Source organism: Stenotrophomonas maltophilia (assembly GCF_003970865.1).
Classification (GTDB): domain Bacteria; phylum Pseudomonadota; class Gammaproteobacteria; order Xanthomonadales; family Xanthomonadaceae; genus Stenotrophomonas; species Stenotrophomonas maltophilia_AR.
Window position 1 is genome coordinate 1 of record NZ_RXLZ01000056.1, and the last position, 24,793, is coordinate 24,793.

Sequence of the window (24,793 nt, forward strand, 5' to 3'; positions counted from 1 at the left end):
CAATGGCTTTGACCGATGTGGAGGTCTTGCAGGCCTCTTTGGCGACCTGCAGTTTGAAACGCGCGTCGTATCTGTTCATGTATCCCTCGGGGTTGGATCTGGCGTCCAACTCCCGGGGGTCACTTCATGGAGGGGTTTACGGCGTCCCCTGCAACCGGACCCACCCCGCCATCCCACGGAATGCAAGCTGTTGCTTCGGCTGTTGCTTCGGCTGTTGCTCCTGAGGTTGCCGGCCAGCGGCCGGCACTACCTGCGGGTGCCGGGTGCAACCCGGCCGCAACCACCCATCCCTCAAAGCGGCAGCTGGGTCGTCTGCTTGATCCGCTGCATCGGAATCTCGGTCTTGGTGTTCTGCACCCCGGCAATCCGGTTCAGGTGCTGCATCTGGAACTGCCGGTAGGCATCGAGGTCGGCCACCGCCACCCGCAGCAGGAAATCGCAGTCACCGGCCATCAGATGGCATTCAAGTACTTCCGGGAAAGACTTGATGCTGTTGATGAAGTGATTGGTGGTGTCCTCGTCCTGTCCGCGCAGCCACACCCGCACGAACACCGTGAAGCCACGCCCCACCTTGGCCTCATTCAGCAGGGCAACGTAGCGGTCGATGTAGCCGCCTTCCTCCAGCAGCCGCACCCGCCGCAGGCAGGCCGAGGGCGAAAGGCCCACCAGCCGGGCCAGCTCCAGGTTCTGCAGGCGACCGTCACGCTGCAGGGCATCGAGGATGCGCCGATCAAGGTTGTCGAGCTGGTACTGCATGGAATTTCATCCTTGTCGGCTTCAGCCGCATGGAATATCAATCATCCATAATACAGTGGCATCAACGCAACCCGATTTCGCGATCACACCGCTAGCATGGGCCACCCCCACCTCGTTGTGCCGTTCCATGGACGCCCGTACCACCCTCCCCCTGCCCGACACCTGCGATACCGCACCGCGTGCCGAATTCCTGCGCGGCCTGCGCGCCGCCGTGCCGGTGATGATCGGCTTCATTCCCTTCGCCCTGGTACTCGGCGCGCAGGCGGCCCAGAAGGGCCTGAGCGCGCTGGAAGTGCCGTTGATGACCGGCCTCAACTTCGCTGGCGGCTCAGAGTTCGCTGCCGTCGAACTGTGGACCTCGCCACCGCACATCGCACTGATCGTGGCCATCACCGCGCTGGTCAACAGCCGCCACCTGCTGATGGGCGCCAGCCTGGCCCCGCTGCTGCAGCACCTGCCGCGCCGCCGGGTGCTGCCGGCCCTGTTCTTCATGTGCGACGAAAGCTGGGCGATGGGCGTGGCCGATGCGCGCCGCCGTGCGCTCGGCTTCAGCCTGGCCTATTACCTGGGGGTGTCGGCAGGCCTGTACACCGTCTGGGTGGCCTGTACCGCGCTGGGCGCGATCGTCGGCCCGATGTTGGGCGACATCCACGCCTACGGCTTCGACATGGCCTTCCCCGCCGTGTTCCTGGTGCTGCTGCGTGGCATGTGGCAGGGCATGAAGGCCGCACGTCCGTGGCTGGTCAGCCTGGTCGTGGCCGCCGCCACCTATCTGCTGATCCCGGGTGCGTGGTACGTGGCCAGCGGTGCACTGGCCGGCCTGGCCGCCGCCTGGCTGCTGGCGGAGGACGCGGCATGATCTTCAATGGACTGATCCACTGGACCTCGGTGCTGACCATCGTGCTGATGGCTGCCGCCACCTACCTGACCCGCATCGTCGGCTTCCTCGCGCTGCGCAACCGCACGTTGAGCAAGCGCGCGGTAACGGTGATGGAAGCCGCGCCGGGTTGCGTGCTGATCTCGGTGATCGCCCCCGACTTCGTCGCCGACAAGCCCGCCGACCTGGCCGCGCTGGCCATCACCCTGCTGGCCGCCACGCGGCTGTCGATGCTGCCGACCGTGCTGATCGGCGTGGTCTCGGCCGGCGTGCTGCGCTACCTGATGGGCTGACGCGCCTTCGCCGGGCACGACCCCTGCGACACCCGGTCGCAGGCCATCGTGCCACCCGCTTGATCAATGTCAAACCGCCCGCCGCCGTGCGGGCGTATTTCTATGCAGGACCCGAACACGCCGGCGTTACCGGCATCCACAAGGACCCTGCGATGAGCTACACCCCCGACAACGTCCAGCTTCTGAACGCCATGCAGAACGTCATGGTGATCTCCACCACCGACCTGCAGGGCAACATCACCTACGCCAACGACCTGTTCTGCACGCTCACCGGCTTCGCCCGCGAGGAACTGATCGGCCAGCCGCACAGCATCGTGCGCCATCCAGATGTGCCCAAGGCCGTCTACAAGGACATGTGGGACACCATCAAGGCCGGCAAGACCTGGACCGGCATCGTGCCCAACCTCGGCAAGGGCGGCGTGCTTTACGTGGTCGATACCACCGTGCAGCCACTGTTCGACGCCGACGGCAACATCACCTCCTACATCAGCATCCGCCGCGTGGTGAATGACCTGATGCAGAACTACGACCTGGTCGAGTTCAGCAAGGAAAAGTTCGACGACTTCTACGAGGCCGCGTGAACGCCCTCCCGACCAGTACGTCCTTCAGCCGCCTGCTGGTGGGTTTCGCGTCCGAGTCGGGCAACGCCCGCGCCCTGGCCCAGCGCCTGGGCGCGGACCTGCAGCCACACGGGCCGCAGGTGCTTCCATTCAACGACATCGACGTAGCCAGTCTCGGCCAAGGCGATGTGCTGCTGGCGATCTCCAGTTCCTTCGGTGACGGTGAGCCGCCGGCCAACGGCGAGCAATTCTTCGAAACGCTGCGCCAGACCCCGACGCTGAGCGGCCTGCGCTATGCAGTGTTCGGCCTCGGTGACACCGGCTACCCCAGCTTCTGCGGCTTCACCAAGGCGCTGGATGCGGCGCTGAGCGAGCGCCAGGCGCAGCCGCTGCTGCATCGCGTGGATGCCGACCTGGGCTACGAGCAGTTCTTCCAGCAATGGCAGCCGGTGCTCGGCCAGGTGCTGGATGGCGACCTCAGCGCCGGCCAGGACCTGCACCTGCAGGTCACCGCCTATGGCGAAGACAACGCCTTTGCCGCCCCCATTCTCGAACGTCGCCGCTTGAACAGCAGCGACCCGGCGGCGTGGCACCTGCAACTGGACATTGCCGGCAGCGGCATGGCCTACCGCGCGGGCGACACCCTGCACGTGGTGCCGGAGAACGACCCTGCCCTGCTGCAGGCATTGGCCGCCTGGTACGGCGACACCACCACCGTGGCCGCCCTGCATGACCGCGAGCTGCGCATGCTGAGCAAGGGCGTGCTGCGCGAACTGGCCAGGCTCGGTGGCAGCGACGTACTGAAGGGCCTGTTGAAGGTCAGCCAGAAGCGCGAGCTGGAAGCCTACCTGCACGGCCTGGACCTGCTGGACGTGCTGCAGGACCACGCCACGCCGGACAGCGTGCCGCTGGCCCGACTGCGCGAACTGCTGTCACCGCGGCTGCCGCGCGCCTATTCGATCGCCTCGCACCCGTGCGACGACCAGCTGAGCCTGTGCGTGCGCGAAGTGCGCTACACCCTGCGCGGCCGCGAACGCTTCGGCACCGCCACCGGCAGCCTGCTGCATGGCGGCGACCATGCCCGTGTGTACTGCCGCTCCAACCCTGGCTTCCACCTGCCCGATACCGGCGAGGCACCGCTGCTGCTGGTCGGCACCGGCACTGGCATCGCACCCTTGATGGGCCTGATGCAGGAACTGCAGGCCAACGCCTGCGAACGTGAAGTGCACCTGGTATTCGGCGAGAAGCACCGCCAGCACGACTACCTGTATCGCGACCAGCTGCAGGACTGGCACACGCGTGGCGTGCTGGCCGGCCTGCATACCGCGTTCTCGCGCGATGGCGCCGAAAAGGTCTATGTGCAGCACGTGCTGCAGCAGCGCGCCAGCGAAGTGCGCGACGTCCTGGCCCGCGGTGGGCATCTGTACCTGTGCGGCAACAAGAGCCACCTGGAAGGCGCGGTGCGCGAGGTCATCGATGCCATCGGTGGTGAAGGACATTGGGACGCGCTGCGGGGTGAAGGCCGCACGCACTGTGAGTTGTATTGATCTGTCCCACTGGACCGCACGAATCCTGGATCGGTAGCGCCGGCCGCTGGCCGGCTGCGCTTCGCACTACGAGGTTCCGGCCAGCGGCCGGCATTACCCAGGACCCCTCTACATCGGCACGCCCACGATCACGCTCGACGCCTTGAACAGTACTGTTGCCATGCTGCCTTCGCGCAATTCCAGCGCTGTGGTACTGGCACGGGTGATCACCGCCACCACGCTGCAGCCAAGGCCGATGTCCACCACCACCTCGTCATTCACCGCGCCCTCGGTGATCCGCTCCACCGTGCCGGTGAACTGGTTGCGTGCCGAGTAACGCGCACCCTCGCCCTGTGCCACGATCACCGACGAGGCCTTCACCAGCGCATAGGCCGGCACGCCTACCGCCAGGCCCAGCGATTCCACGCTGCCATGGGTGATGGTGGCGACCAGCGCCAGACCCGGCGCCACTTCGATCTGCACTTCATCGTTGACGGCACCGGTGGCCAGCCCACTGACCCGGCCATGGAACTGGTTGCGTGCACTGGTGATCATGCCGATTCTCCGGATCAGGGCCAGATCCTCGTCCAGCCCGGGGGTGGCCTGCAGCGATTGCAGGAAGGTGCGATGCGCACGCTCGACGTCCTCGAAGCGGGTGATCAGCTGGCGGCCACGTTCAGTCAACTGCGCCCCGCCACCGCCACGCCCGCCCACACTGCGCACGACCAGCGGCTCGCCGGCCGCGGTGTTCATCGCATCCACCGCGTCCCAGGCATTCTTGTAGGTCATGCCCATGCGCTTGGCGGCCTGGCTGATCGAACCACAGGCATCGATCAACCCCAGCAGCGCGAAACGGCCACGACCGCCCACACTCTGCCCGGCAATGCTCAGCCACAGGTTGCCCTGCAGCTCCAAAGGCGGTTCGGCCTCGCTCATCGTGCTCGTTTCCCTGCGTTTCGCGCGGACGGCCAGTGTACGGCGTCGCCCCCCTGCACCGGGCTTGATATGGATCAAGGTGGCCGAGTTGGCCAGCAACGAGAATCCCCGGGTCGGTCATCAAGTTGACCCCTGCCAACCGTTATATCATCTTGGATATAACGAACCCGAGGACTCGCGAGGATGCGTACCTGTCGTTTCGTTCTACCCCTGTCTGCCCTGCTGCTGCCGCTTGCCGCCACTGCGACCGACGCCGCCTCGCCGCCCCCGGTGTTCACCCTGGGCACGATCGACGTGCATGCCGAGCGCGGCACCTCGCCCACCGTCGCCGAACGCAGCCTCGATGCCGAACGCATCCAGCAGCTCGACCGCAATACGGTCGGTGATGCGGTCAGCGTATTGCCTGGCGTGAGCCTGGCGCGCAACTCGCGCAACGAGGACATGGTCTACCTGCGCGGCTTCGACGCACGCCAGGTGCCGGTATTCCTCGACGGCATCCCGCTGTACGTGCCCTATGACGGCTACGTGGACTTCGGCCGCTTCACCACCTTCGACCTCGCCGAGATCCAGGTCGCCAGCGGTGGCGCGTCGCTGTTGTACGGGCCGAACATCCTCGGCGGTGCGATCAACCTGGTCAGCCGCCGCCCGGAACGTGCGCTGGAAGGCGACGTGCGGCTGGGCATCGCCGATGGCGGCGAACGCAAGGCAGCGGTCAATATCGGCGGCCGTCGTGGCGACTGGTACTTCCAGCTCGGTGCGTCGATCCTGAAGGCCGATGAATTCCCGCTGCCGGATGGCTTCGTCGACTACAAGCGCGTGCCCACCGACACCGGCAAGGACCGCCGCAACGCCGCGCGCGACGACCGTCGCCTGTCGTTCAAGCTGGGCTATACCCCGCGCGAGGGCGACGAGTACGCGATCGGCTACGCGCGCCAGGACGGTGAGAAGGACAACCCGGTCTACACCGGCACCGCGCGCAGCGGCATCCGCTACTGGCGCTGGCCGTGGTGGGACAAGGACAGCCTGTACTTCATCGGCAATACCCGCCTGGGCGAGCACACCACGCTGCGCACCCGCGTCTACCGCGATACCTATGGCAACGGACTGAATGCCTACACCGACGGCACCTACCAGGTGGCGATGGACAACAGCAGCTTCCCCAGCATCTACGATGACCGCACCGTGGGCGGCTCGGTGACCCTGGCCACCACGGCGCTGCCGCGCCAGGAGCTGCAGTTCGCGATCCACTACAAGGAAGACCAGCACAGCGAGCGCAACCCGCACTCGCCGACCAAGGACTTCCGGGATGTGACCACGTCGGTGGCGATCGAGGACCGCATCGCGCTGACCGACACTTCGCACCTGCGCGTGGGCATCGGCCATGACCGCCGCGACGCCAAGCGCGTGTACTTCTGGCCGACCGGCAGCACCGATGCCACCAATGCAGTGCTGGAGTACGTGCAGCAACTGGCGCCGGACCAGCAGTGGTATGCAAGCGCCGCGCGGCGCACGCGTTTCCCGACCATCAAGGATCGCTACTCCGCGCGCATGGGTTCCGCCCTGCCCAACCCGGATCTGAAAGCCGAGCATGCCACCCACTTCGAGGTGGGCCTGCGCGGCCGCTGGTGGGAAGGCGGTCAGCTGCAGGCGGCGCTGTTCCAGAGCCGTATCGATGACCTGATCCAGAACGCGGTGGTGGCCTCGCGCGAATGCGGCGGCAGCACCTGCAACCAGGCGCAGAACATCGGCAAGGCCCGCCACCAGGGCGTGGAACTGGGCCTGCGCCAGCGCATCGGCGACGACTGGGACCTGCAGTCCAGCTACACCTGGCTGCGCCGCACCAACCTGGAAAACCGCAGCGTGGCCCTGCTCGACAGCCCGCGCCAGCGGCTGTTCATGGCGGTGGGCTGGCAGTTGCTGCCGCAGCTGAAGCTGCAGGCCACGCTGGAAGCCGAACAGGGCCGCAAGGTCAGCTATGCCGATGCCGCACGCCCGGTGCGTGACCTGCCCGGCTATGGCATCACCGGCCTCAAGGCCAGCTGGAGCCCGCGCGATGCCTGGGATTTCGATCTCGGTGTACGCAACATCGGTGACAAATGGTACGAACTGGCCGACGGCTACCCGATGCCGGGTCGCACCTGGTTCGCCAATGCCAACTGGAGGTTCTGAGCATGAGCGCTGTACAGCCGCCGCGCATCGCGGCCATCGTGCATGACCACAGCGGCGAGCCCGATGGCCTGCTGGCCGCCTTCGCCGCACGCCAGCTGGCCGCCGGCCACCGCGTGCGCGGGCTGGTACACCTGCCACACGAGCCCACCGCCAACGGCAAGAAGCGCATGGCACTGATGGACGTGACCGATCCCGGCTCGCGCTATCCGATCAGCCAGGCACTGGGGCCGGCCTCCTGCGGCTGCAACCTGGACCCGGGCGGTATCGCCGATGCAAGCGTGGTGCTGCGCCGGGCATTGCAGGACCACGCCGAGCTGGCCATCGCCAACCGCTTCGGCACCCTGGAATCGGAAGGCGGCGGCATGGCCGATGAACTGCTGGCGCTGATGCTGGCCGGCATCCCGTTGTTGACCGCGGTGAAGCTGCCCTACCTCGGCGCGTGGCGCCAGTTCACCGGCGGCATGGCCATCGAGCTGCCCGCCGAGGATGCGGCGCTGCAGGCCTGGTGGGATGCCTGCCGCAACGCGCCGGAGGCCGCTGCATGAGGCGGCGCGCCCTGCTGCAGGCGTTCGCGCTGGCGCCGCTGCTGGTCGCCAGTGCCGAGCTGCTGGCGATGCCGGCGCAGCGCGTGCTGCGCCTGGGTGCGCCCAAGGCCAGGCCCAAGCGCGTGTTCGCGGCCGGTCCGCCGGCTGCGGTTTTGCTCGCCGCCGTGGCACCCGAACGCCTGCTGGGCTGGCCGATGAAGGTCTCGCCCGACGCACTGGCGCAGCTGCCGGCAATGCTGCGTACGTTGCCGGTGGTCGGTCGCCTGGCCGGGCGCGGCAGCACGGTCAGTCTCGAGCGCCTGCTGGCGATGCAGCCGGACCTGGTGCTGGATGCCGGTGATTTCGATGCCAACTACCGCGACTCGGCCGAGCGGGCTTGGAAGCAGACCGCGATTCCCTTCGAACTGATTGCCGGGCGCCTGCCCGATCATCCGGCGCAGCTGCGCCACGTGGGCCGGCTGCTGGGTGTCGCCGCACGCGGCGAAGCGCTGGCGCAGGCGGCCGAGGCGCAGCTGGCATTGGTGCGCGAGGTGCTGGCGACGCGTCCCGCTGCGACGCGGCCCACCGTGTACTACGGGCGTGGCAGCGACGGCCTGGAAAGCGGCCTGTCCGGCTCGATCAACACCGAAGTCATCGAGTTCTGTGGCGGCCGCAACGTGGCCGCCAGCGCCGGTGCTGGTGGTCTCGCCCGCGTGTCGTTCGAACAACTGCTGGCCTGGGATCCGGACGTGATCCTGACCCAGGATGCGGGGTTCGCCGCGCACGCCGCACAGGATCCGCGCTGGCGCGGCCTGCGTGCCGTGCGCGAACGTCGCCTGCATTGCGCACCGGTACTGCCGTTTGGCTGGCTGGATGGTCCGCCCGGCGTCAACCGCCTGCCCGGCCTGCCGTGGCTGCTGTCCAGGCTGCATCCGGGTGCAGTGCCCGCATTGGCGCCTGCCGCGCTGCGCACGCGCATCGGTGCGCTGCATCAGCTGCTGTGGGGCCAACCCTTGCCCGCCACGCTGGCACGCAGCCTGGATGCGAACGTCTGAGCATGCGCACGCTTCCACGTTGGGCCTGGCATGCCGGTGGCTGGAGCCTGCTACTGGCGATGTTGTTGCTGGCGTTCTCGGTCGGCCAGTTCCCGGTGCGACCGGCGGCGCTGCTGCACGCCATCGGCTGGCAGCTGTTCGGCATCGGCGAACCCAGCCCGCCTGCGGTGCAGGCCGCGCTCTGGCATATCCGCCTGCCGCGCGTGCTGGCCGCCGTGCTGATCGGTGCGGTGCTGTCGGCGGCCGGTGCGGCGTACCAGGCCATGTTCCGCAATCCGCTGGTGTCGCCGGACATCCTCGGCGTCTCCGCCGGTGCCGGTCTTGGCGCTTCGCTGGGCCTGTTCCTCGGCCTGCCGATGCTGCTGGTGCAGGGCATTGCGTTTGCGGGCGGGTTGGGTGCGGTGGGCCTGGTCTGCCTGGTGGCTGCGCTGGTACGGCGGCACGATCCGGTGCTGGTCCTGGTACTGGCCGGCGTCGCAGTGTCGGCGCTGCTCGGTGCCGGCATCTCGCTGTTGAAGCTGCTGGCCGATCCGTACACGCAGCTGCCCTCGATCACTTTCTGGCTGCTGGGTGGTTTGAACGCGGTGATCATCGACGACCTCAAGGTCACCGCGCCACTGCTGCTGATCGGGCTGTTGCCGCTGGTGCTGCTGCGCTGGCGGGTGAACCTGCTCGGCCTGGGTGATGAAGAGGCCAGCGCGCTGGGCGTGGCGGTCACCCCGCTGCGCTGGACACTGATCGCCGCCGCCACGCTGTGCACGGCGGCAGCGGTTTCGCTGGCCGGCATCATCGGCTGGGTCGGACTGGTGGTGCCACACATCGCGCGGCTGCTGGTCGGCGCCGACTTCCGTCGCCTGCTGCCGGCCAGCCTGCTGCTCGGCGCCAGTTTCCTGCTCGCCGCCGATACGCTGGCGCGCACCCTGGCGCCGATCGAACTGCCGCTCGGCATCCTCACTGCGTTCGTCGGTGTGCCGTGCTTTTTGCTGGTACTGGCGCGCAGCGAGCGTCGCCCATGAGCACCGCCACACCACTACTGGAAGCACGTGCACTGGCCATCGGCCACGCCGGCGTGGCACTGGGCGCGCCGTTTGCGCTGTCGGTACAGCCTGGCGAGGTGCTGTGCCTGCTTGGCCCGAACGGCTGTGGCAAGACGACTCTGTTTCGTACGCTGCTCGGCCTGCTGCCTGCGGTGCACGGCGAGGTGAACCTGCAGGGCTCGCCGCTACGCGCGCATGATCGCGCCGCCCGCGCCCGCCGTATGGGCTATGTGCCACAGGCCGCGCCGCTGCCCTTTGCCTGGCGCGTGCGCGAGGTGGTCGCCATGGGTCGCGCCGCGCACCTGGGCCTGCTCGCGGCACCCGGTCGCGCTGATGAAGCCATCGCCGATGATTGCCTGCGCGAACTGGGCCTGCAGGCGCTGGCCGACCGCACCGTCACCACGCTCAGTGGTGGTGAGCGCCAGCTGGTACTGATCGCACGCGCACTGGCCCAGCAGGCGCAGTTGCTGGTGATGGACGAACCTACCGCCAGCCTCGACTTCGGCAACCAGTTGCGCATCCTCGATACCGTGCGCCGCCTGGCCGATCGTGGCATCGGCGTGCTGCTGTCCACCCATCAACCGCAGCACGCGCTGCAGGTGGCCGACCGCATTGCGTTGATGGCCGGCGGCAGCCTGCAGGCGCTCGGCCCTGCCCACGAGGTCGCAACGCCCGAACGCCTCGCCACCCTGTATGGCGTCGATGCCGCACGCGTCGCCGCCGCCCTGCCCGCTTCCGGAACTTCTATATGAGTACACCGCTACCGACCCCGATCGATCACAGCGCACGCTACCGCCAACACCTGCAGGCCTGTAGCTTCCAGGCAAAGCCGGCCAGTGCCTGGGATGCGCGTGCCGCACAGTCCAGCTGGAAGCGCCGCCACGACGACTACAGCGAGGCGTTCCTCGCCCGGCTTGATCTTTCCGGCGTGGCCACCGTGCTCGACGTGGGCTGCGGCCCCGGGCTGCTGAGCCTGCCGATTGCCACGCAGGTCGGCCATGTGCACGCGCTCGACTACAGCACCGGCATGCTCGACGGCCTGCGCGCCGCGATCACCCGCGACAGCGTTTCCAACGTCACGCCGTGGGCGCTGTCGTGGACCGACGACTGGCACGACGTGCCGCGCTGTGATCTGGCCATTGCCTCGCGCTCGCTGATGGTGGCGGATCTCGAGGCCGCGCTGCGCAGGCTCGATGCGCACGCCCGCCAGCGTGCCTGCATCACCTTCGCCACCGGTCCTCGTGCCGGCGTGCCGGAGTTGGCCGAGCTGCTGGGCCGTGACTGGGTGCCGATGCCCGATCATCGCTACCCGATCAACATGCTGCTGGACATGGGACGCGAGCCGCAGCTGGACTACCTGCCCGAATCGGTGCGCGACGTCGCGCAGGATGCCGATGGCCTGGTGCGCCAGGCAGTGGAGCTGTTCGGTGCGTTGGATGCGGATGAGGAAGCACGCGTACGTGCATGGCATGCACGCTCGCCGCAGCATCGTTTCGGCATGGCGCCGACGCGGCGCTGGGCGTTCATCCAGTGGGCGACGAACGGCTGAACCGGCAGAGACGGCCGCTGGCCGGCTGCTCCGGGTTCCGTGGCTGCCGGCCAGCGGCCGGCACTACCATCAGATGTGGCCAATCGTCGCCTGCGCATCACGGTAGAGCCGGCCGCTGGCCGGCTGCACCGGATTCGGTGGTTGCCGGCCAGCGGCCGGCACTACCATCAGAGGTGTCCAACCATCGCCTGCGCATCACGGTAGAGCCGGCCGCTGGCCGGCTGCTCCGGACTCCAGGGTTGCCGGCCAGCGGCCGGCACTACCATCGCGGGTCAACCGCCTGCGATGCGACCATCCACTACACGCGCCACCTGCTGACCAAACATGGCCACATCCTGCGGATCGTGGCTGATCAACAACAACGGGATGCCGGTCTTGTCCAGCACCGTTTCCAGCTCTTGGCGCAGGTGCTGGCGAAGATCATGGTCCAGCGCGGAGAACGGTTCATCCAGCAACAGCGCCTGCGGCTGCGTCACCAGGGCGCGCGCCAATGCAGTGCGCTGACGCTGGCCACCGGAGACCTGCGAGGGCAGCAGATCGCCCACGGTGTCGATGCGGAATGCGTGCAACCACTGCTCCACTGCATCGAAGCGCTGGCCGACCCGCGGATTCAACCAGCCCTTCTGCAGCCCGAACGCCACGTTCTGGCGCACGCTCAGATGCGGGAACAACGCGTAATCCTGGAAGACATAACCCAACCGGCGGCGCTGCGGCGGCAGATCCACGCCGGTGGCCGCTTCGAACAGGGTCTGCCCCTGCAGGCGCACATGGCCCTGGCCCGGCCGCAGCAGCCCGGCCACCGCCTTCAAGGTCAGGCTCTTGCCGGCGCCCGAGGGCCCGAACAGCACCACCTGGCGCTGCGTGCACTGCAGCGATACGTCCAACACGAAATCCTGGCCGGCCGCCTGCAGGCGGCGCTGCACCTGCAGGTCAAGCCACATCGCGCAGCTCCCGTCGACGCCCGCCCACCAGCCGCGCGGCCAGCAACAGGATCACGATGCATACCACCGAGGTCAGGATAACCAGCGCATTGGCCTTGCCGTCCTGGCCAGCCTGCACCGCCTCGTAGATGGCGATCGACAGCGTCTGCGTGCGGCCGGGAATGCTGCCGGCCACCATCAATGTCGCGCCGAACTCGCCCATCGCGCGTGCAAACGCCAGCAGCAACCCGGCGAGGATGCCGCGCCAGGCCAGCGGCAACGTGATGCGGAAGAACACCGCCGCTTCGGATACCCCGAGCGTACGCGCCGCCTGCTCCAGCTGCCCGTCCACTTCCTCGAACGCTGCGCGTGCCGGCTTGAACACCAGCGGCAGCGAAGCCACCGCCGCAGCAATCACGGCAGCCTGCCAGGAAAACACCAGGTTGATGCCGAACCACGACTGCAGCCATGCGCCGATCGGGCCGTTGCGACCGATCAGCACCAGCAGGTAATAACCCAGCACCGTCGGTGGCAGCACCATCGGCAGGGTCAGCAGCGAATCCAGCAGCTCACGGCCGGGAAAGCGCCGACGCGCCAGCAGCGCGCCCAGTGCCACGCCCAGCACCAGATTGATCGCAGTGGCCCAGCCGGCCACCTTCAGCGACAACCACAGTGCGCTCCAGTCGAGATCCATGCCTCAGGGCTTGCCGAACCCGTGTTTGGCCAGGATCGCCTGGCCCTGTGCCGAACGCACGAAGGCGGTGAAGCGCTTGGCTTCGGCCGGCTGCGCGCTGGCCTTGGTCACCGCCAGCGGATACGCAATGCGCCCCGCCACCGGCACCGCGAAGGCGCGGCGCACCCGGTCGGGCATCGCCTGTGCATCGGTGGCATAGACGAAGCCGGCGTCGACTTCTCCGCGCGCCACGTAATCCAGCGACTGGCGCACGTTCTGGGTGGTGATGGTCTTGCCCTGCACCGACGGCCACAGGCCTGCCGCTTCCAGCGCGCCCTTGGCATAGCGTCCGACCGGCACGCTGTCCGGGTTGCCCAGTGCGATGCGCTGCACGCTGGCACCGGCCAGATCCTTCAGGGTACGCGGCGCGGCCTTGGCCTGCGGCGGTACCACCACCCACAGCGCGTTCACGGCGAACACCTCGCGGGTACCGGCCGCCAGCAGGTCCTGCTGCTGGGCCTGGTCCATCGTGGTTTCGTCGGCCGACGCGAACACATCCACCGGTGCGCCGCGGCTGATCTGCTGCAGCAGCACGCCGGACGCGGCGAAGTTGAGATCGACCTTGGTCCCCGCGTGCGCCTTCTCATAGGCCGCACCCAGTTCGCGGAAGCTCTCGGTCAGGCTCGAGGCCGCCGACACCGTCAGATCGGCCGCCCAGGCCGGCACCGTGGCCAGCAGTCCCAGCAACAACAGTCCAGCTCGCTTCATCGTCGGCTCCCGGCCAGGTTCAGTTCGGATCGGATTCGTCGGCCACCGCCAGCGCCGCCAGGCGCTCGGGCTGCAGCAACAGGATCTCGCGCTGCTTCACCGCGATGATCCCATCATCGCTCAGGCGGCGCAGCACGCGGCTGGCGGTTTCCGGCGCCATCCGCAGGTAATTGGCGATCTCGGTACGCGCCATCGTCAGGTTGAAGCGCGTGGCGGAGAAACCGCGCCGAGCGTAACGCTCGGACATGTCCAGCAGGAACGCGGCCATGCGTTCTTCGGTACGGTGGTTGGCGGCCAGGGTCGCGACCTTGCCGATCTCCGCACTGAGCAGGCTGAACAGCTTGGCCTGCAACCCCGGCATGCGGGTCGCCAACAGGCTCAGCTTGGGAAACGAAATGCGGCACAGGTGCACGGTATCCAGCGCCACCGCATTGCAGGGGAAGCGCGAACCGTGGATCGCGTTGAGGCCGATCACTTCACCCGGCAGGCTGAAGCCCAGCACCTGCTCGTTGCCCTGGCTGTCATCGACGAAGGTCTTGACCATGCCCGCGCGCACCGCAGCAATCGAATCGAACGATTCGCCGGCGCGGAAAATGTAGTCACCCGCATGGAACGGACCGACATGGTCGACCAGCACATGCAGATCGCCCAGTGCGGTCTTGTCGTAACCCTGCGACATGCAGGCGTCGGAGAACGCACAGGTGCTGCAGAAGTGCAGTGCGTCGCCATCATCGGCGGCGGCGGGGTTGGGTGTGGCCCGGCCGAGACGGCCCTGCGAAGGCGGAATTGAAGACATCGGGGCAGGACTCAAGCGATGGCGGCCGCCGGCCGGAAACATGCGGCCATCATACGCCACAGCAGCCGCCCTTCTTCGGCCAGGCGCAACACGCGCGCATCCCAATGCACCCAGCCGCGTGCCAGCAACGGCGACAACGCCGGCAGCTGTTCGGCGAAACACTCCTCGAACGGTTCATCGTTGCGCCACTCGAAGGCAGCCGCATCGAGGGCGTGGTCACAGGCGATGCTCTGCGCCACTTCGGCCACCAGGCGCTCGTCCTCGGACAGGATCAGCCCGGCGGAGACTCCCATGTGACCCGCCTGCAGCCGCGCACGCCATTCGCCCAGTTCGTCCTCCAGCCGGTAGAACACCTCGCCGATCTGGCTGCAGGCGGACAGCCCAAGACCGATGAAATCACTGCGGTCGCGGCGTGGCACACCGGCCAGGTCGCAATGACGCTGGCCATCGCCCGGGCCATACGGGTTCGGCAGATCGCCGCGCTGATAGTGATCGCCACCGATCGGTTCGTAACCCGCAGCGCGCAGCAGGCGCCAGGCCTGCAGCCAATGGACGGCCGAGGGGTGTTCCGGCAGCGCACACGGCGCCGGCAGCAGGATGCGCTCCGGTGCTTCGGCCAGCACCTCGTGCAGCCGTTCAATGAAGCCGGCGTCCTCGCTGCCGGGTACCCGCAACTGGTAGTAGCGCGCGGTGAAGCCCACCTGTCGCGCCTGTGCCAGCAGGGTCGGCCCCGGCGCATCGGCACGGTCGATCACGTTCAAACGGGTACAGCCCACCGCGCGCAGCTGCGCCGGTGCCAACGCGCTGCCCGCATCCAGCCGCACCTCTACCTGGGGCCGCGCCACGGTACGCAGGTGCTGCGGCACCGCATCCAGCAGCTGGCCCAGCTGTGGCGGCGGCAGCGTCTCGGCCAGCCCCAACTGCAGCACCATCGCCACCACTTCACGATCCTCGGCCAGTACGTCGGCCTGCAGCCGCAGCGCCAGCAGCAGGGTGTCCAGATAGGCTTGCGGCGGCGCATCGCGTCCGCCGCGGCCCGCCTGGAAGCCGATCGTCAAGCCGCGCGGGATCAGGTGCTCGTTGCTGGCGCGCACGGCGGCGCGCCAGCCGCTTTCGCCAAAGCCGGTGCTGAACTGGTCAGCCGGCGGGAACAGCACGTGCCGGGGCTGCCGCAGCAATGCCGCCTGCAGCGCAGTGTCCTCGCTCTCGTCAACGTGGAAGCTCATGGCAGACATCTTCGGGCGTTCCTCTTCGCGTGGCCCTGATTGAAATCAAGCGTGGTGCATCGGTTGGTTCATGCCGGCCAGCGGCCGGCACTACCCCTTCACCCACCACTCGGTAGTGCCGGCCGCTGGCCGGCACGCACCTTCACCCGCCGCGCACCCGCTCGGCGGCGGCCGCATCGATGGCTTCGGGCAGATCGGTTTCGCGGTCGATCTGCGGGAAGTGGCGGCGTTCCATGCGACGGATCGCAAAGTGCATCCACGCCAGTGCAGCGGCCACCAGCACGAACAGCAGCATGAAGCAGCTGCTCCAGATGCCCACCGCATCGTTCAGCGCGCCGAACACGATCGGCAGGATGAAGCCACCCAGGCCGCCGATCATGCCGACCACGCCGCCCACGGCACCCACATGCTTGGGGTAGTACACCGGAATGTGCTTGTAGACCGCGGCCTTGCCCAGCGACATGAAGAAGCCCAGCACGAACACCAGCACGGTGAACATCACCACGCCGATGGCCAGATGGAAGTGGATCGGGCCATGGATGCCCTTCACCACATACTCGGTATCCGGGTAGGCCAGCAGGAAGGTGCAGATGGCCGACACGCCGAAGGTCCAGTACATCACCCGGCGCGCGCCCATCCGGTCCGACATCCAGCCACCGACCACACGGAACAGGCTGGCCGGGATCGAATAGCACGCCGCCAGCATGCCGGCGTGGCCCACGTCCATGCCATAGGCGCCCACCAGGTAGTGCGGCAGCCACAACGCCAGCGCCACGAAGCCGCCGAACACGAAGAAGTAGTACAGCGAGAACCGCCAGACCTGCAGGTTCTTCAGCGGTGCCATCTGCTCGGCGAACGGCACCGGCTTCACACCTTCGCGACGGCGCTGCTCCAGCGACGGATCTTCCTTGCTGAAGAGGAAGAACAGCACCGCCGTGACGGCCAGCGCGACGGCCCAGACCTTGGCGACCATGGTCCAGCCGGCCGCCACCATCACCAGCGGCGCCAGCAGCTTGGTCACCGCCGAGCCGATGTTGCCAGCACCGAAGATGCCCAGTGCGGTGCCCTGCTTGCTGGCCGGGAACCACTTGGAGACGTAGGCCACGCCTACCGAGAAGTTACCGCCGGCGATGCCCACGCACAGCGCGGCAATCAGGAACTGGGTGTAGGTCTGTGCATAGGTCAGCATCCAGGTAGCCACTGCGCCACACAGCATCACCAGCACCATCACCTTGCGGCCACCGAACTGGTCGGACCAGATGCCGAGGAAGACGCGGCTGACCGAACCGGTCAGCACCGGCGTGGCGATCAACAGGCCGAACTGGGTGTCATTCAAGCCGAGCTGTTGACTGATCTGGATGCCGATGATCGAAAAGATCATCCACACCGCAAAGCACACGGTGAAGGCGAACGTGCTCAGCCACAGTGCACGTTGCTGCTGCCCGGCACTGGCGGGGGCAAGGGCCTGGTTCATGAATTCTCCTCGTTCATGGGGGTTCAGCCGATATCCGCTTCGGCTTCGATCTCATCCAGCCCGCGCACCGGGTAGCGTTCCTGCAGCTGCAGCAGGTAGGCCTGCACCTCGCGCTGGCGCACCTGCAGTTCCAGGTAGTCACGCAGCTGCGGCAGCACCGCCTCGAACGGCTGCGGCTGGCCTTCCTCGCGGGCATCGACGCAGACCACGTGGTAGCCCCAGCGCGATTCCACCGGGAAACCGGCCAGGCCCTCGCGCAGGCGGAACACCTGGCGGTCGAACTCCGGCGTGGTCTGCCCACGCTGCAGCCAGCCCAGGTCGCCGCCCTCACTGCTGGATGGGCAACGCGAATGGCGCAGGGCGAAATCGGCGAACAGGTGCGGCGACTCCTTCAGCAGCCCGACCAGCCGCTCGCCCTCGGTGCGTGCGGCGAAGCGCCCGGCCACGTCGTCGGCCGGCGCGGCCAGCAGGATATGGCGCAGGCGCACGCGGTCGGGGGAGCGGAAGCGCTCCGGATTCTGCTCGAAGTAGCGGCGGCAGTCCTCATCACCCGGCACGCGGTCTTCGATCGCATCTTCCAGCAGTTGCTGGATCAGCACTTCCTCGTCGCTTACCCGGTTGCCCTCCGGCGCCTGCAGCCCAAGCCGCTGCGCTTCCAGCCGCAGCAGCTCGCGTACCACCAGTGCACGTGCCGCTTCGGCGCGTGACTGCTCCGGGCGCATCGCCCGGTGGTGCTGCATCTCGCGGGCGATGTCGGCCTCGCTGATCGCGGTCTCGTCCACGAACAGCCGGCACGGTGCCGGCTGCCCGAGCGAGCGCGGCCCCTGCTCTGCCGCGTCATGGTGGTGCGAATGCGCCTCGGCGGGAACCGGCGCAGCGGAGTCGATCACGGTGATCGGCAGGAATTTCGGCAGGCTGCCCATGGCTTACTCCCGCGGACCGTAGCGCAGCGTGGCCTGACGGCGGCGCACCACCTGGTACGGCCTCCACAGGTAGCTGATCGGAATGCTCCACACGTGCACCAGGCGAGTGAACGGCGCAATCAGGAACAGGGTCAGGCCCAGGAAGATATGCATCTTGTAGACCCAGCTGACGCCCTCGATGTAATCAGCGGCACCGGCGCGGAAGGTCACGATGTGCTGCGCCCATTCGGCCAGCTGCACCATCACCCCACCGTCAAGGTGGCCGGACGACACCCGGATGCTGTACAGGCCCAGGCACAGCTGGGCGAACAGCAGCACCAGCACCAGAGTGTCACCGAAGCTGCCGGTGGCCCGCACGCGCGCGTTGAACAGGCGGCGTACCAGCAGGATGCTGATGCCGATGAAGCACAGTGCGCCGAACACACCACCGACCACCATTGCCAGCATCTGCTTCTGCGACGAGGTGATGAAGTGCTCGTACACCGCGTGCGGCGTCAGCAGGCCGACCAGGTGGCCACCGAGGATGGCCAGGATACCGATGTGGAAGCAGTTGCTGCCGATCCGCATGCCCTTGTCCGACAGCATCTGGCTCGAGCCGGTGCGCCAGGTGTACATGGCCTTGTCATAGCGGGCCCAGCTGCCGATCAGCAGCACCGCCACGGCGATGTACGGGTAGTACTGGAAGGCGAATTGATGCAGGGAGTAACTCATGGCTGGACCTCTCGATGCGAAGGACGGGCCGGCGAACGCACGGGCGGCTTGCAGTCTTCGGCAGGGGCTTCGGCGCCGAAGCGCACCGCCTCCTCCTCCCACAAACGGTCCATGGCCTCGGCGGTATCGTCGCGGACTTCTTCGCTGGCACGCTGGCGCAGCGCCTGCAGATCGGCCTTGCCGTCACCGGCTTCGACCAGGATCTCGAACAGCACCCGGTGCGGCAGCTCGCGCTCGGCCGCACGCGCCGCCAGCATCCCGGCGATATGGCCGATGTGGTGCAGCCACTCGCGGGCCTCGCTGCCGGGGCGATGGGCCAGGAACTCCAGCAGCAGCGGCAGGTAGTCCGGCAGCTCGCGTGCATCCAGTTCGAAGCCGTTGCGGCGATAGGTTTCGACCAGGTCGACCATGGCCTGGCCGCGGTCGCGCGACTCGCCATGGATGTGCTCGAACAGCAGCAGGCTCATCGAGCGGCCGCGGTCGAAACTGGCCAGCCACGCCGCCTGCGCATCCAGCGCATCGGTGGCCAGCAGCTGCTGCACGAAGCTGCGCAGCTGCTGGCGGCGGGCGGCGTTCAGCGCCGGGTCGTCACAGGCGGCGAGCAGCTCCTCGCCGTGCTGCCACAGTTCTTCACGAGGGTAGTCCAGCAATACCCCGACCAGCTTGAGCACGCTCATCACACCACCTCCTTGCGGCGGTGGTTCGGCCCCTTGTCCACCACGAAGGTGGTGCTCTTGCGCTGGCCGAACAGATCGGCCGGGCTGTCACCATTGCAGCCGTTGCCGAAGGTGAAACCGCAGCCGCCGCGCTCGCCGAAGGCGTCGTTGGCGTACTCGCGGTGGCCGGTGGGAATCACGAAACGGTCCTCGTAGTTGGCGATGGCCAGGTAGCGGTACATCTCTTCCACCTGGGCGATGCTCAGCCCGGTCTGTTCCAGCACCGCGGTGTCTTCCACGCCGTCCACGTTCTTGGCCCGGCGCCAGGCACGCATGGCCATCAGCCGCTCCAGCGCGCGTACCACCGGCGCCTCGTCACCGGCCGTCAGCAGGTTGGCCAGGTAGCGCATCGGAATGCGCAGCGACGCCACGTCCGGCAGCTCGCCGCTCATGCCCACCCGGCCACGCTCGGCGGCGGACTGGATCGGCGACAGCGGTGGCACGTACCAGACCATCGGCAACGTGCGGTATTCCGGGTGCAGCGGCAGCGCCAGCTTCCAGTCGATCGCCAGCTTGTACACCGGCGACTGCTTGGCAGACTCCAGCCAGCTGTCCGGGATGCCCTCCTTGCGCGCGGCGGCGATCACCGCCGGATCGTTCGGGTCCAGGAAGATATCCAGGTGGGCCTGGTACAGGTCCTTCTCGGCGGCCACCGAAGCGGCCTCGGCGATGCGGTCGGCGTCGTACAGCATCACGCCCAGGTAGCGGATGCGGCCCACGCAGGTTTCCGAGCACACGGTCGGCTCACCCATCTCGATGCGCGGGTAGCAGAAGATGCACTTCTCCGACTTGCCGCTCTTCCAGTTGTAGTAGATCTTCTTGTACGGACACGCCGACACGCACATGCGCCAACCGCGGCACTTGTCCTGGTCGATCAGCACGATGCCATCTTCCTCGCGCTTGTAGATCGCACCCGAGGGGCACGCCGACACGCACGCCGGGTTCAGGCAGTGCTCGCACAGGCGCGGCAGGTACATCATGAAGGTCTTCTCGAAGGCGCCGTAGATCTCCTTCTGCACCTGGTCGAAGTTGTAGTCGCGCGAGCGCTTGCTGAACTCCGAACCGAGGATTTCCTCCCAGTTCGGGCCCCACTCGATCTTCTGCATGCGCTCGCCACTGATCAGCGAACGCGGCCGCGCGGTGGGCTGGTGCTGGCTGTCCTTGACGGTGTGCAGGTTCTGGTAGTCGAAATCGAACGGCTCGTAGTAGTCGTCGATCTGCGGCAGGTCCGGGTTGGCGAAGATCTTGGCCAGCATGCGCCAGCGGCCACCCGCGCGTGGCACCAGCTTGCCGGCGCGGGTGCGCACCCAGCCGCCGTTCCACTTGTCCTGGTTTTCCCATTCCTTCGGGTAGCCGATGCCCGGCTTGGTTTCCACGTTGTTGAACCAGGCGTACTCGACGCCCTCGCGCGATGTCCAGACGTTCTTGCAGGTGATCGAGCAGGTGTGGCAGCCGATGCACTTGTCCAGGTTCAGCACCATCGCGATCTGTGCACGGACCTTCATCACACCACCTCCTTGCTGGCCGATGCCGAAGCACCAGCGGGCTGCTCATCGTCTAGCCAATCGATCTTGTCCATCTTGCGCACGATCACGAACTCATCGCGGTTGGTTCCGCAGGTGCCGTAGTAGTTGAAGCCATAGGCCAGCTGCGCGTAGCCGCCGATCATGTGGGTAGGCTTGAGCACGATGCGGGTCACCGAGTTGTGGATGCCGCCGCGGGTCCCGGAAATCTCCGAGCCCGGCACGTTGATGATGCGTTCCTGGGCGTGGTACATCATCGCCATGCCCGGCATCACGCGCTGGCTGACCACCGCACGCGCGGCGATCGCACCGTTGACGTTGAACAGCTCGATCCAGTCGTTGTCGACGATGCCGGCACTGCGCGCGTCGTCCTCGCTGATCCACACGATCGGGCCACCGCGCGACAGCGTCTGCATGATCAGGTTGTCGCTGTAGGTGCTGTGGATGCCCCACTTCTGGTGCGGGGTGATCCAGTTCAGCACGATCTCCTTGTTGCCGTTCGAGCGCTGGTTCAACAGCGGCTCGATGGTGCGGGTGTTGACCGGCGGGCGATAGCTCATGAAGGCCTCGCCGAAATCAATCATCCATTCGTGGTCCTGGTAGAACTGCTGGCGGCCGGTAATCGTGCGCCACGGAATCAACTCATGCACGTTGGTGTAGCAGGCGTTGTAGCTGACGTTGTCGTCTTCCAGGCCCGACCAGATCGGCGAAGAGATGATCTTGCGCGGCTGCGCCTGGATGTCACGGAAGCGGATCGCCTCGTGTTCCTTGCCCACCGCCAGATGCGTATGCTCGCGGCCGGTGAACGTACCCAGCGATTCCCACGCCTTCACCGCCACATGGCCGTTGGTTTCCGGCGCCAGGTGCAGGATCACTTCGGCCGCATCGATGGCCGTGGCAATGGCCGGGCGGCCCTGGCTTACGCCTTCTTCGTGCACGGTGTGGTTCAACTTGCCGAGGAACTCCACCTCGTGCTTCGTATCCCAGTTCATGCCCTTGCCGCCGTTGCCCTGTTTGTCCAGCAGCGGGCCCAGCGAGGTGAACTTGCGGTACAGGTTCGGGTAGTCGCGCTCCACTACCGTCATCGACGGCATGGTGTGGCCGGGAATGGCCTCGCACTCGCCCTTCTTCCAGTCGGCCACGCCGAACGGCATGCCCAGTTCGTTGGCGGTGTCGTGCAGGGTCGGCACCAGCACCAGATCCTTTTCCACACCCAGCACGCCGGGCGCCATCTCGCTCACGGTGCGGGCCACCTCCTTGAAGATGTCCCAGTCGCTGCGCGATTCCCAGGCCGGGTCCACCGCCTTCGAAAGCGGGTGGATGAACGGATGCATGTCCGAGGTGTTGAGGTCGTCCTTCTCGTACCAGGTGGCGGTCGGCAGCACGATGTCCGAATACAGCGCGGTGGTGCACATGCGGAAGTCCAGCGTGACCAGCAGGTCCAGCTTGCCTTCCGGCGCCTCGTCGTGCCACTTCACTTCCTGCGGCTTCACCGCACCCATCTCGCCCAGGTCCTTGCCCTGCAGGCCATGGCGGGTGCCCAGCAGATGCCGCAGCATGTACTCGTGGCCCTTGCCGGAAGAACCCAGCAGGTTCGAGCGCCAGATGAACATCATGCGCGGGTGGTTCTGGCTGGCATCGGGGTCGGCAAAGGCAAAGTCCAGCGAACCGTCCTTGAACTTGCCCAGCGCGTAATCGGCCGGGGCCACGCCGGCCGCTTCGGCCTCGCGCACCAGCTGCAGCGGGTTGCGGTCCAGCTGCGGCGCACTCGGCAACCAGCCCATGCGCACCGCGCGCAGGTTCAGATCGGCCAGGCTGCCGCTGTACTTGCTGGCATCGGCCAGCGGTGACAGCAGCTCATCCACCTGCAGCTTCTCGTAACGCCACTGCCCGGTGTTGAAGTAGAAGAACGAAGTGCCGTTCATATGGCGCGGCGGCTTGCTCCAGTCCAGGCCGAACGCCAGCGGCTGCCAGCCGGTCTGCGGGCGCAGCTTCTCCTGGCCGACGTAATGCGCCCAGCCGCCACCGGTCTGGCCCACGCAACCGCACATGATCAGCATGTTGATCAGGCCGCGGTAGTTCATGTCGTTGTGGAACCAGTGGTTCATGCCCGCGCCGACGATGATCATCGATCGGCCGTGGGTCTTGTCGGCGGTACGTGCGAACTCGCGGGCGATCTCGATCACCTCGCCACGCGGCACGCCGGTGATGCGTTCCTGCCAGGCGGGTGTGCCCGGCACGTTCTCGTCGAAGCTCGTGGCGACATTGGCGCCACCAAAACCGCGATCGACACCGTATTGGGCCAGCAGCAGGTCATAGACCGTGGCCACCAGCGTCTCGCCGCCATCGGCCGTGGCCAGCCGGCGCACCGGGATGTTGCGGTCCAGGACTTCTTCGGCCGGCGCGGCGGTCCAGCCATCGCTTTCAATGCCACCGAAGTACGGGAAGCTCACCGCCTCGATGCCGTCGTTGGCGTCGGACAAGCTCAGGCGCAGGCGTGTATCGGCACCATTGCTGGCTTTCTCTTCAATGTTCCAGCGGCCCTTCTCGCCCCAGCGGAAACCGATCGAGCCGTTGGGCACCACGATCTGGCCGCTGTTCTCGTCGTAGGCCAGGGTCTTCCAGTCCGGGTTGTTGGCTTCACCCAGCCCGCCCAGCTCACTGGCACGCAGGAAGCGGCCCGCCACCAGACGGCCATCGTCACGACGCTCCAGGCGCACCAGCATCGGCATGTCCGAGTACTGGCGGCAGTAGTCCTGGAAATACTGCGAGGGCGAATCGACATGGAACTCGCGCAGGATCACATGGCCGAAGGCAAAGGCCAGCGCCGCGTCAGTGCCCTGCTTGGGATGCAGCCAGTGGTCGGTCAGCTTGGCCAGCTCGGAATAGTCCGGGCAGATCGCCACCGTCTTGGTGCCGTTGTAGCGCGCCTCGGTGAAGAAGTGCGCATCGGGCGTACGCGTCTGCGGCACGTTCGAGCCCCAGGCGATGATGTAGCGGCTGTTGTACCAGTCCGCAGATTCGGGCACGTCGGTCTGCTCGCCCCACACCTGCGGCGAGGCCGGCGGCAGATCGCAGTACCAGTCGTAGAAGGACAGGCAGGCGCCGCCCAGCAGCGACAGGTAACGCGCACCCGCGGCGTAGGACACCATCGACATCGCCGGGATCGGCGAGAAACCGACCACGCGGTCCGGGCCGTACTGCTTCACCGTGTACAGGTTGGAGGCGGCGATGATCTCGTTGGCCTCTTCCCACTGCAGGCGCACGAAACCACCCATGCCGCGGCGGGTCTTGTACGAGCGTGCCTTTTCCTTGTCCTCCACGATGCTGGCCCAGGCATCGACCGGGGCCTTGCTCTTGCGGGCTTCGCGCCACAGGCGCAGCAGCGTGCCGCGGATCAGCGGGTACTTCAGCCGGTTGGCGCTGTACAGGTACCAGGAATAACTGGCACCACGCGGGCAGCCACGCGGTTCATGGTTGGGCAGGTCCGGGCGCGTGCGCGGGTAGTCGGTCTGCTGGGTTTCCCAGGTGACCAGGCCGTTCTTGACGTAGATCTTCCAGCTGCAGGAGCCGGTGCAGTTAACGCCATGGGTGGACCGCACGATCTTGTCGTACTGCCAGCGGGCGCGGTAACTGTTTTCCCAGTCGCGGCCCTCGCTCTTGGCAAATCCATGGCCATCGGCAAAGGTCTGGGGGTCACGCTTGAAGAACTGCAAGCGATCGAGGAAGTAACTCATCGGGGATCTCCCTTTGCGGACATCGGCATCGTGGCTGTGTGTGT

23 protein-coding genes are annotated in these 24,793 nt (G+C 67.0%); 10 read left to right on the forward strand and 13 right to left on the reverse strand.

Features of this window, described 5'->3' with window-relative positions; translation table 11 throughout:
• Positions 1 to 291 precede the first annotated feature (291 nt).
• Positions 292 to 756 carry an Lrp/AsnC family transcriptional regulator gene (locus tag EKL94_RS16855; protein ID WP_005413654.1) on the reverse strand — a complete coding sequence of 155 codons (465 nt, stop codon included), beginning with the start codon at positions 754 to 756 and terminating at the stop codon, positions 292 to 294.
• A 127-nt stretch (positions 757 to 883) separates the two neighbouring features.
• Here EKL94_RS16855 and EKL94_RS16860 point away from each other — a divergent pair, with 127 nt between their 5' ends.
• The 4 genes from EKL94_RS16860 (at position 884) to EKL94_RS16875 (ending at position 4,033) form a co-directional block, all read left to right on the forward strand.
• Positions 884 to 1,615, forward strand: a complete 732-nt coding sequence (locus EKL94_RS16860; protein WP_065177662.1) for an AzlC family ABC transporter permease — start codon at positions 884 to 886, stop codon at positions 1,613 to 1,615.
• Entirely contained in the window at positions 1,612 to 1,926 is a 315-nt protein-coding gene (locus EKL94_RS16865) for an AzlD family protein (protein ID WP_005409898.1), read from the forward strand. The genes EKL94_RS16860 and EKL94_RS16865 overlap by 4 nt, the downstream gene beginning before the upstream one ends.
• Positions 1,927 to 2,078: 152 nt before the next feature.
• Positions 2,079 to 2,507: a PAS domain-containing protein gene (locus EKL94_RS16870; RefSeq protein ID WP_010485321.1), complete on the forward strand. Its 429-nt coding sequence runs from the start codon at positions 2,079 to 2,081 to the stop codon at positions 2,505 to 2,507.
• The gene (locus EKL94_RS16875; protein ID WP_126929961.1) at positions 2,504 to 4,033 is read left to right on the forward strand and encodes a diflavin oxidoreductase; all 1,530 of its coding nucleotides are present in this window, start codon (positions 2,504 to 2,506) and stop codon (positions 4,031 to 4,033) included. Before EKL94_RS16870 ends, EKL94_RS16875 begins: the two co-directional genes overlap by 4 nt.
• Positions 4,034 to 4,141: 108 nt before the next feature.
• Here the strand turns inward: EKL94_RS16875 and EKL94_RS16880 are convergent, their stop codons facing one another.
• Entirely contained in the window at positions 4,142 to 4,948 is an 807-nt protein-coding gene (locus tag EKL94_RS16880; protein ID WP_126929962.1) for a TOBE domain-containing protein, read from the reverse strand.
• Between the two features lie 183 nt (positions 4,949 to 5,131).
• Here EKL94_RS16880 and EKL94_RS16885 point away from each other — a divergent pair, with 183 nt between their 5' ends.
• The 6 genes from EKL94_RS16885 to EKL94_RS16910 are packed head-to-tail and all read left to right on the forward strand — an operon-like array spanning position 5,132 to position 11,282.
• Positions 5,132 to 7,117 (forward strand): TonB-dependent receptor plug domain-containing protein, encoded by a 1,986-nt coding sequence (locus EKL94_RS16885; RefSeq protein ID WP_126929963.1) that lies wholly within the window; start codon positions 5,132 to 5,134, stop codon positions 7,115 to 7,117.
• A 2-nt stretch (positions 7,118 to 7,119) separates the two neighbouring features.
• Entirely contained in the window at positions 7,120 to 7,662 is a 543-nt protein-coding gene (locus tag EKL94_RS16890) for a DUF2478 domain-containing protein (protein WP_185830050.1), read from the forward strand.
• Entirely contained in the window at positions 7,659 to 8,696 is a 1,038-nt protein-coding gene (locus tag EKL94_RS16895) for an ABC transporter substrate-binding protein (protein WP_126929965.1), read from the forward strand. The genes EKL94_RS16890 and EKL94_RS16895 overlap by 4 nt, the downstream gene beginning before the upstream one ends.
• A gap of 2 nt (positions 8,697 to 8,698) precedes the next feature.
• The gene (locus tag EKL94_RS16900) at positions 8,699 to 9,712 is read left to right on the forward strand and encodes a FecCD family ABC transporter permease (protein WP_126929966.1); all 1,014 of its coding nucleotides are present in this window, start codon (positions 8,699 to 8,701) and stop codon (positions 9,710 to 9,712) included.
• Complete coding sequence (locus EKL94_RS16905; protein ID WP_126929967.1) at positions 9,709 to 10,485, forward strand: ABC transporter ATP-binding protein; 777 nt, start codon at positions 9,709 to 9,711, stop codon at positions 10,483 to 10,485. Before EKL94_RS16900 ends, EKL94_RS16905 begins: the two co-directional genes overlap by 4 nt.
• Positions 10,482 to 11,282: a class I SAM-dependent DNA methyltransferase gene (locus EKL94_RS16910; RefSeq protein ID WP_126929968.1), complete on the forward strand. Its 801-nt coding sequence runs from the start codon at positions 10,482 to 10,484 to the stop codon at positions 11,280 to 11,282. The genes EKL94_RS16905 and EKL94_RS16910 overlap by 4 nt, the downstream gene beginning before the upstream one ends.
• Positions 11,283 to 11,554: 272 nt before the next feature.
• On the opposite strand, the gene EKL94_RS16915 is transcribed toward EKL94_RS16910, so the two are convergent.
• The 11 genes from EKL94_RS16915 to EKL94_RS16965 form a co-directional block, all read right to left on the reverse strand.
• Positions 11,555 to 12,223, reverse strand: coding sequence for a sulfate/molybdate ABC transporter ATP-binding protein (locus tag EKL94_RS16915; RefSeq protein ID WP_126929969.1), 669 nt, complete (start codon positions 12,221 to 12,223; stop codon positions 11,555 to 11,557).
• Complete coding sequence (gene modB, locus EKL94_RS16920; protein ID WP_126929970.1) at positions 12,213 to 12,896, reverse strand: molybdate ABC transporter permease subunit; 684 nt, start codon at positions 12,894 to 12,896, stop codon at positions 12,213 to 12,215. Before modB ends, EKL94_RS16915 begins: the two co-directional genes overlap by 11 nt.
• 3 nt (positions 12,897 to 12,899) lie before the next feature.
• Positions 12,900 to 13,643, reverse strand: a complete 744-nt coding sequence (gene modA / locus EKL94_RS16925) for a molybdate ABC transporter substrate-binding protein (RefSeq protein ID WP_126929971.1) — start codon at positions 13,641 to 13,643, stop codon at positions 12,900 to 12,902.
• Positions 13,644 to 13,662: 19 nt separating this feature from the next.
• Positions 13,663 to 14,439: a helix-turn-helix domain-containing protein gene (locus tag EKL94_RS16930; protein WP_010485317.1), complete on the reverse strand. Its 777-nt coding sequence runs from the start codon at positions 14,437 to 14,439 to the stop codon at positions 13,663 to 13,665.
• An 11-nt stretch (positions 14,440 to 14,450) separates the two neighbouring features.
• Positions 14,451 to 15,665 carry an oxygen-independent coproporphyrinogen III oxidase gene (locus EKL94_RS16935; protein ID WP_126929972.1) on the reverse strand — a complete coding sequence of 405 codons (1,215 nt, stop codon included), beginning with the start codon at positions 15,663 to 15,665 and terminating at the stop codon, positions 14,451 to 14,453.
• Between the two features lie 142 nt (positions 15,666 to 15,807).
• Positions 15,808 to 17,139: an MFS transporter gene (locus EKL94_RS16940; protein WP_012480466.1), complete on the reverse strand. Its 1,332-nt coding sequence runs from the start codon at positions 17,137 to 17,139 to the stop codon at positions 15,808 to 15,810.
• A gap of 23 nt (positions 17,140 to 17,162) precedes the next feature.
• Entirely contained in the window at positions 17,163 to 18,062 is a 900-nt protein-coding gene (locus EKL94_RS16945; RefSeq protein ID WP_126929973.1) for a peptidylprolyl isomerase, read from the reverse strand.
• A gap of 3 nt (positions 18,063 to 18,065) precedes the next feature.
• The gene (gene narI, locus EKL94_RS16950) at positions 18,066 to 18,773 is read right to left on the reverse strand and encodes a respiratory nitrate reductase subunit gamma (RefSeq protein WP_099553434.1); all 708 of its coding nucleotides are present in this window, start codon (positions 18,771 to 18,773) and stop codon (positions 18,066 to 18,068) included.
• Entirely contained in the window at positions 18,770 to 19,450 is a 681-nt protein-coding gene (gene narJ, locus EKL94_RS16955) for a nitrate reductase molybdenum cofactor assembly chaperone (RefSeq protein WP_075678009.1), read from the reverse strand. Before narJ ends, narI begins: the two co-directional genes overlap by 4 nt.
• Complete coding sequence (gene narH / locus EKL94_RS16960) at positions 19,450 to 20,994, reverse strand: nitrate reductase subunit beta (RefSeq protein WP_126929974.1); 1,545 nt, start codon at positions 20,992 to 20,994, stop codon at positions 19,450 to 19,452. The genes narJ and narH overlap by 1 nt, the downstream gene beginning before the upstream one ends.
• Complete coding sequence (locus EKL94_RS16965) at positions 20,994 to 24,749, reverse strand: nitrate reductase subunit alpha (RefSeq protein ID WP_126929975.1); 3,756 nt, start codon at positions 24,747 to 24,749, stop codon at positions 20,994 to 20,996. The genes narH and EKL94_RS16965 overlap by 1 nt, the downstream gene beginning before the upstream one ends.
• Positions 24,750 to 24,793 lie beyond the last annotated feature (44 nt).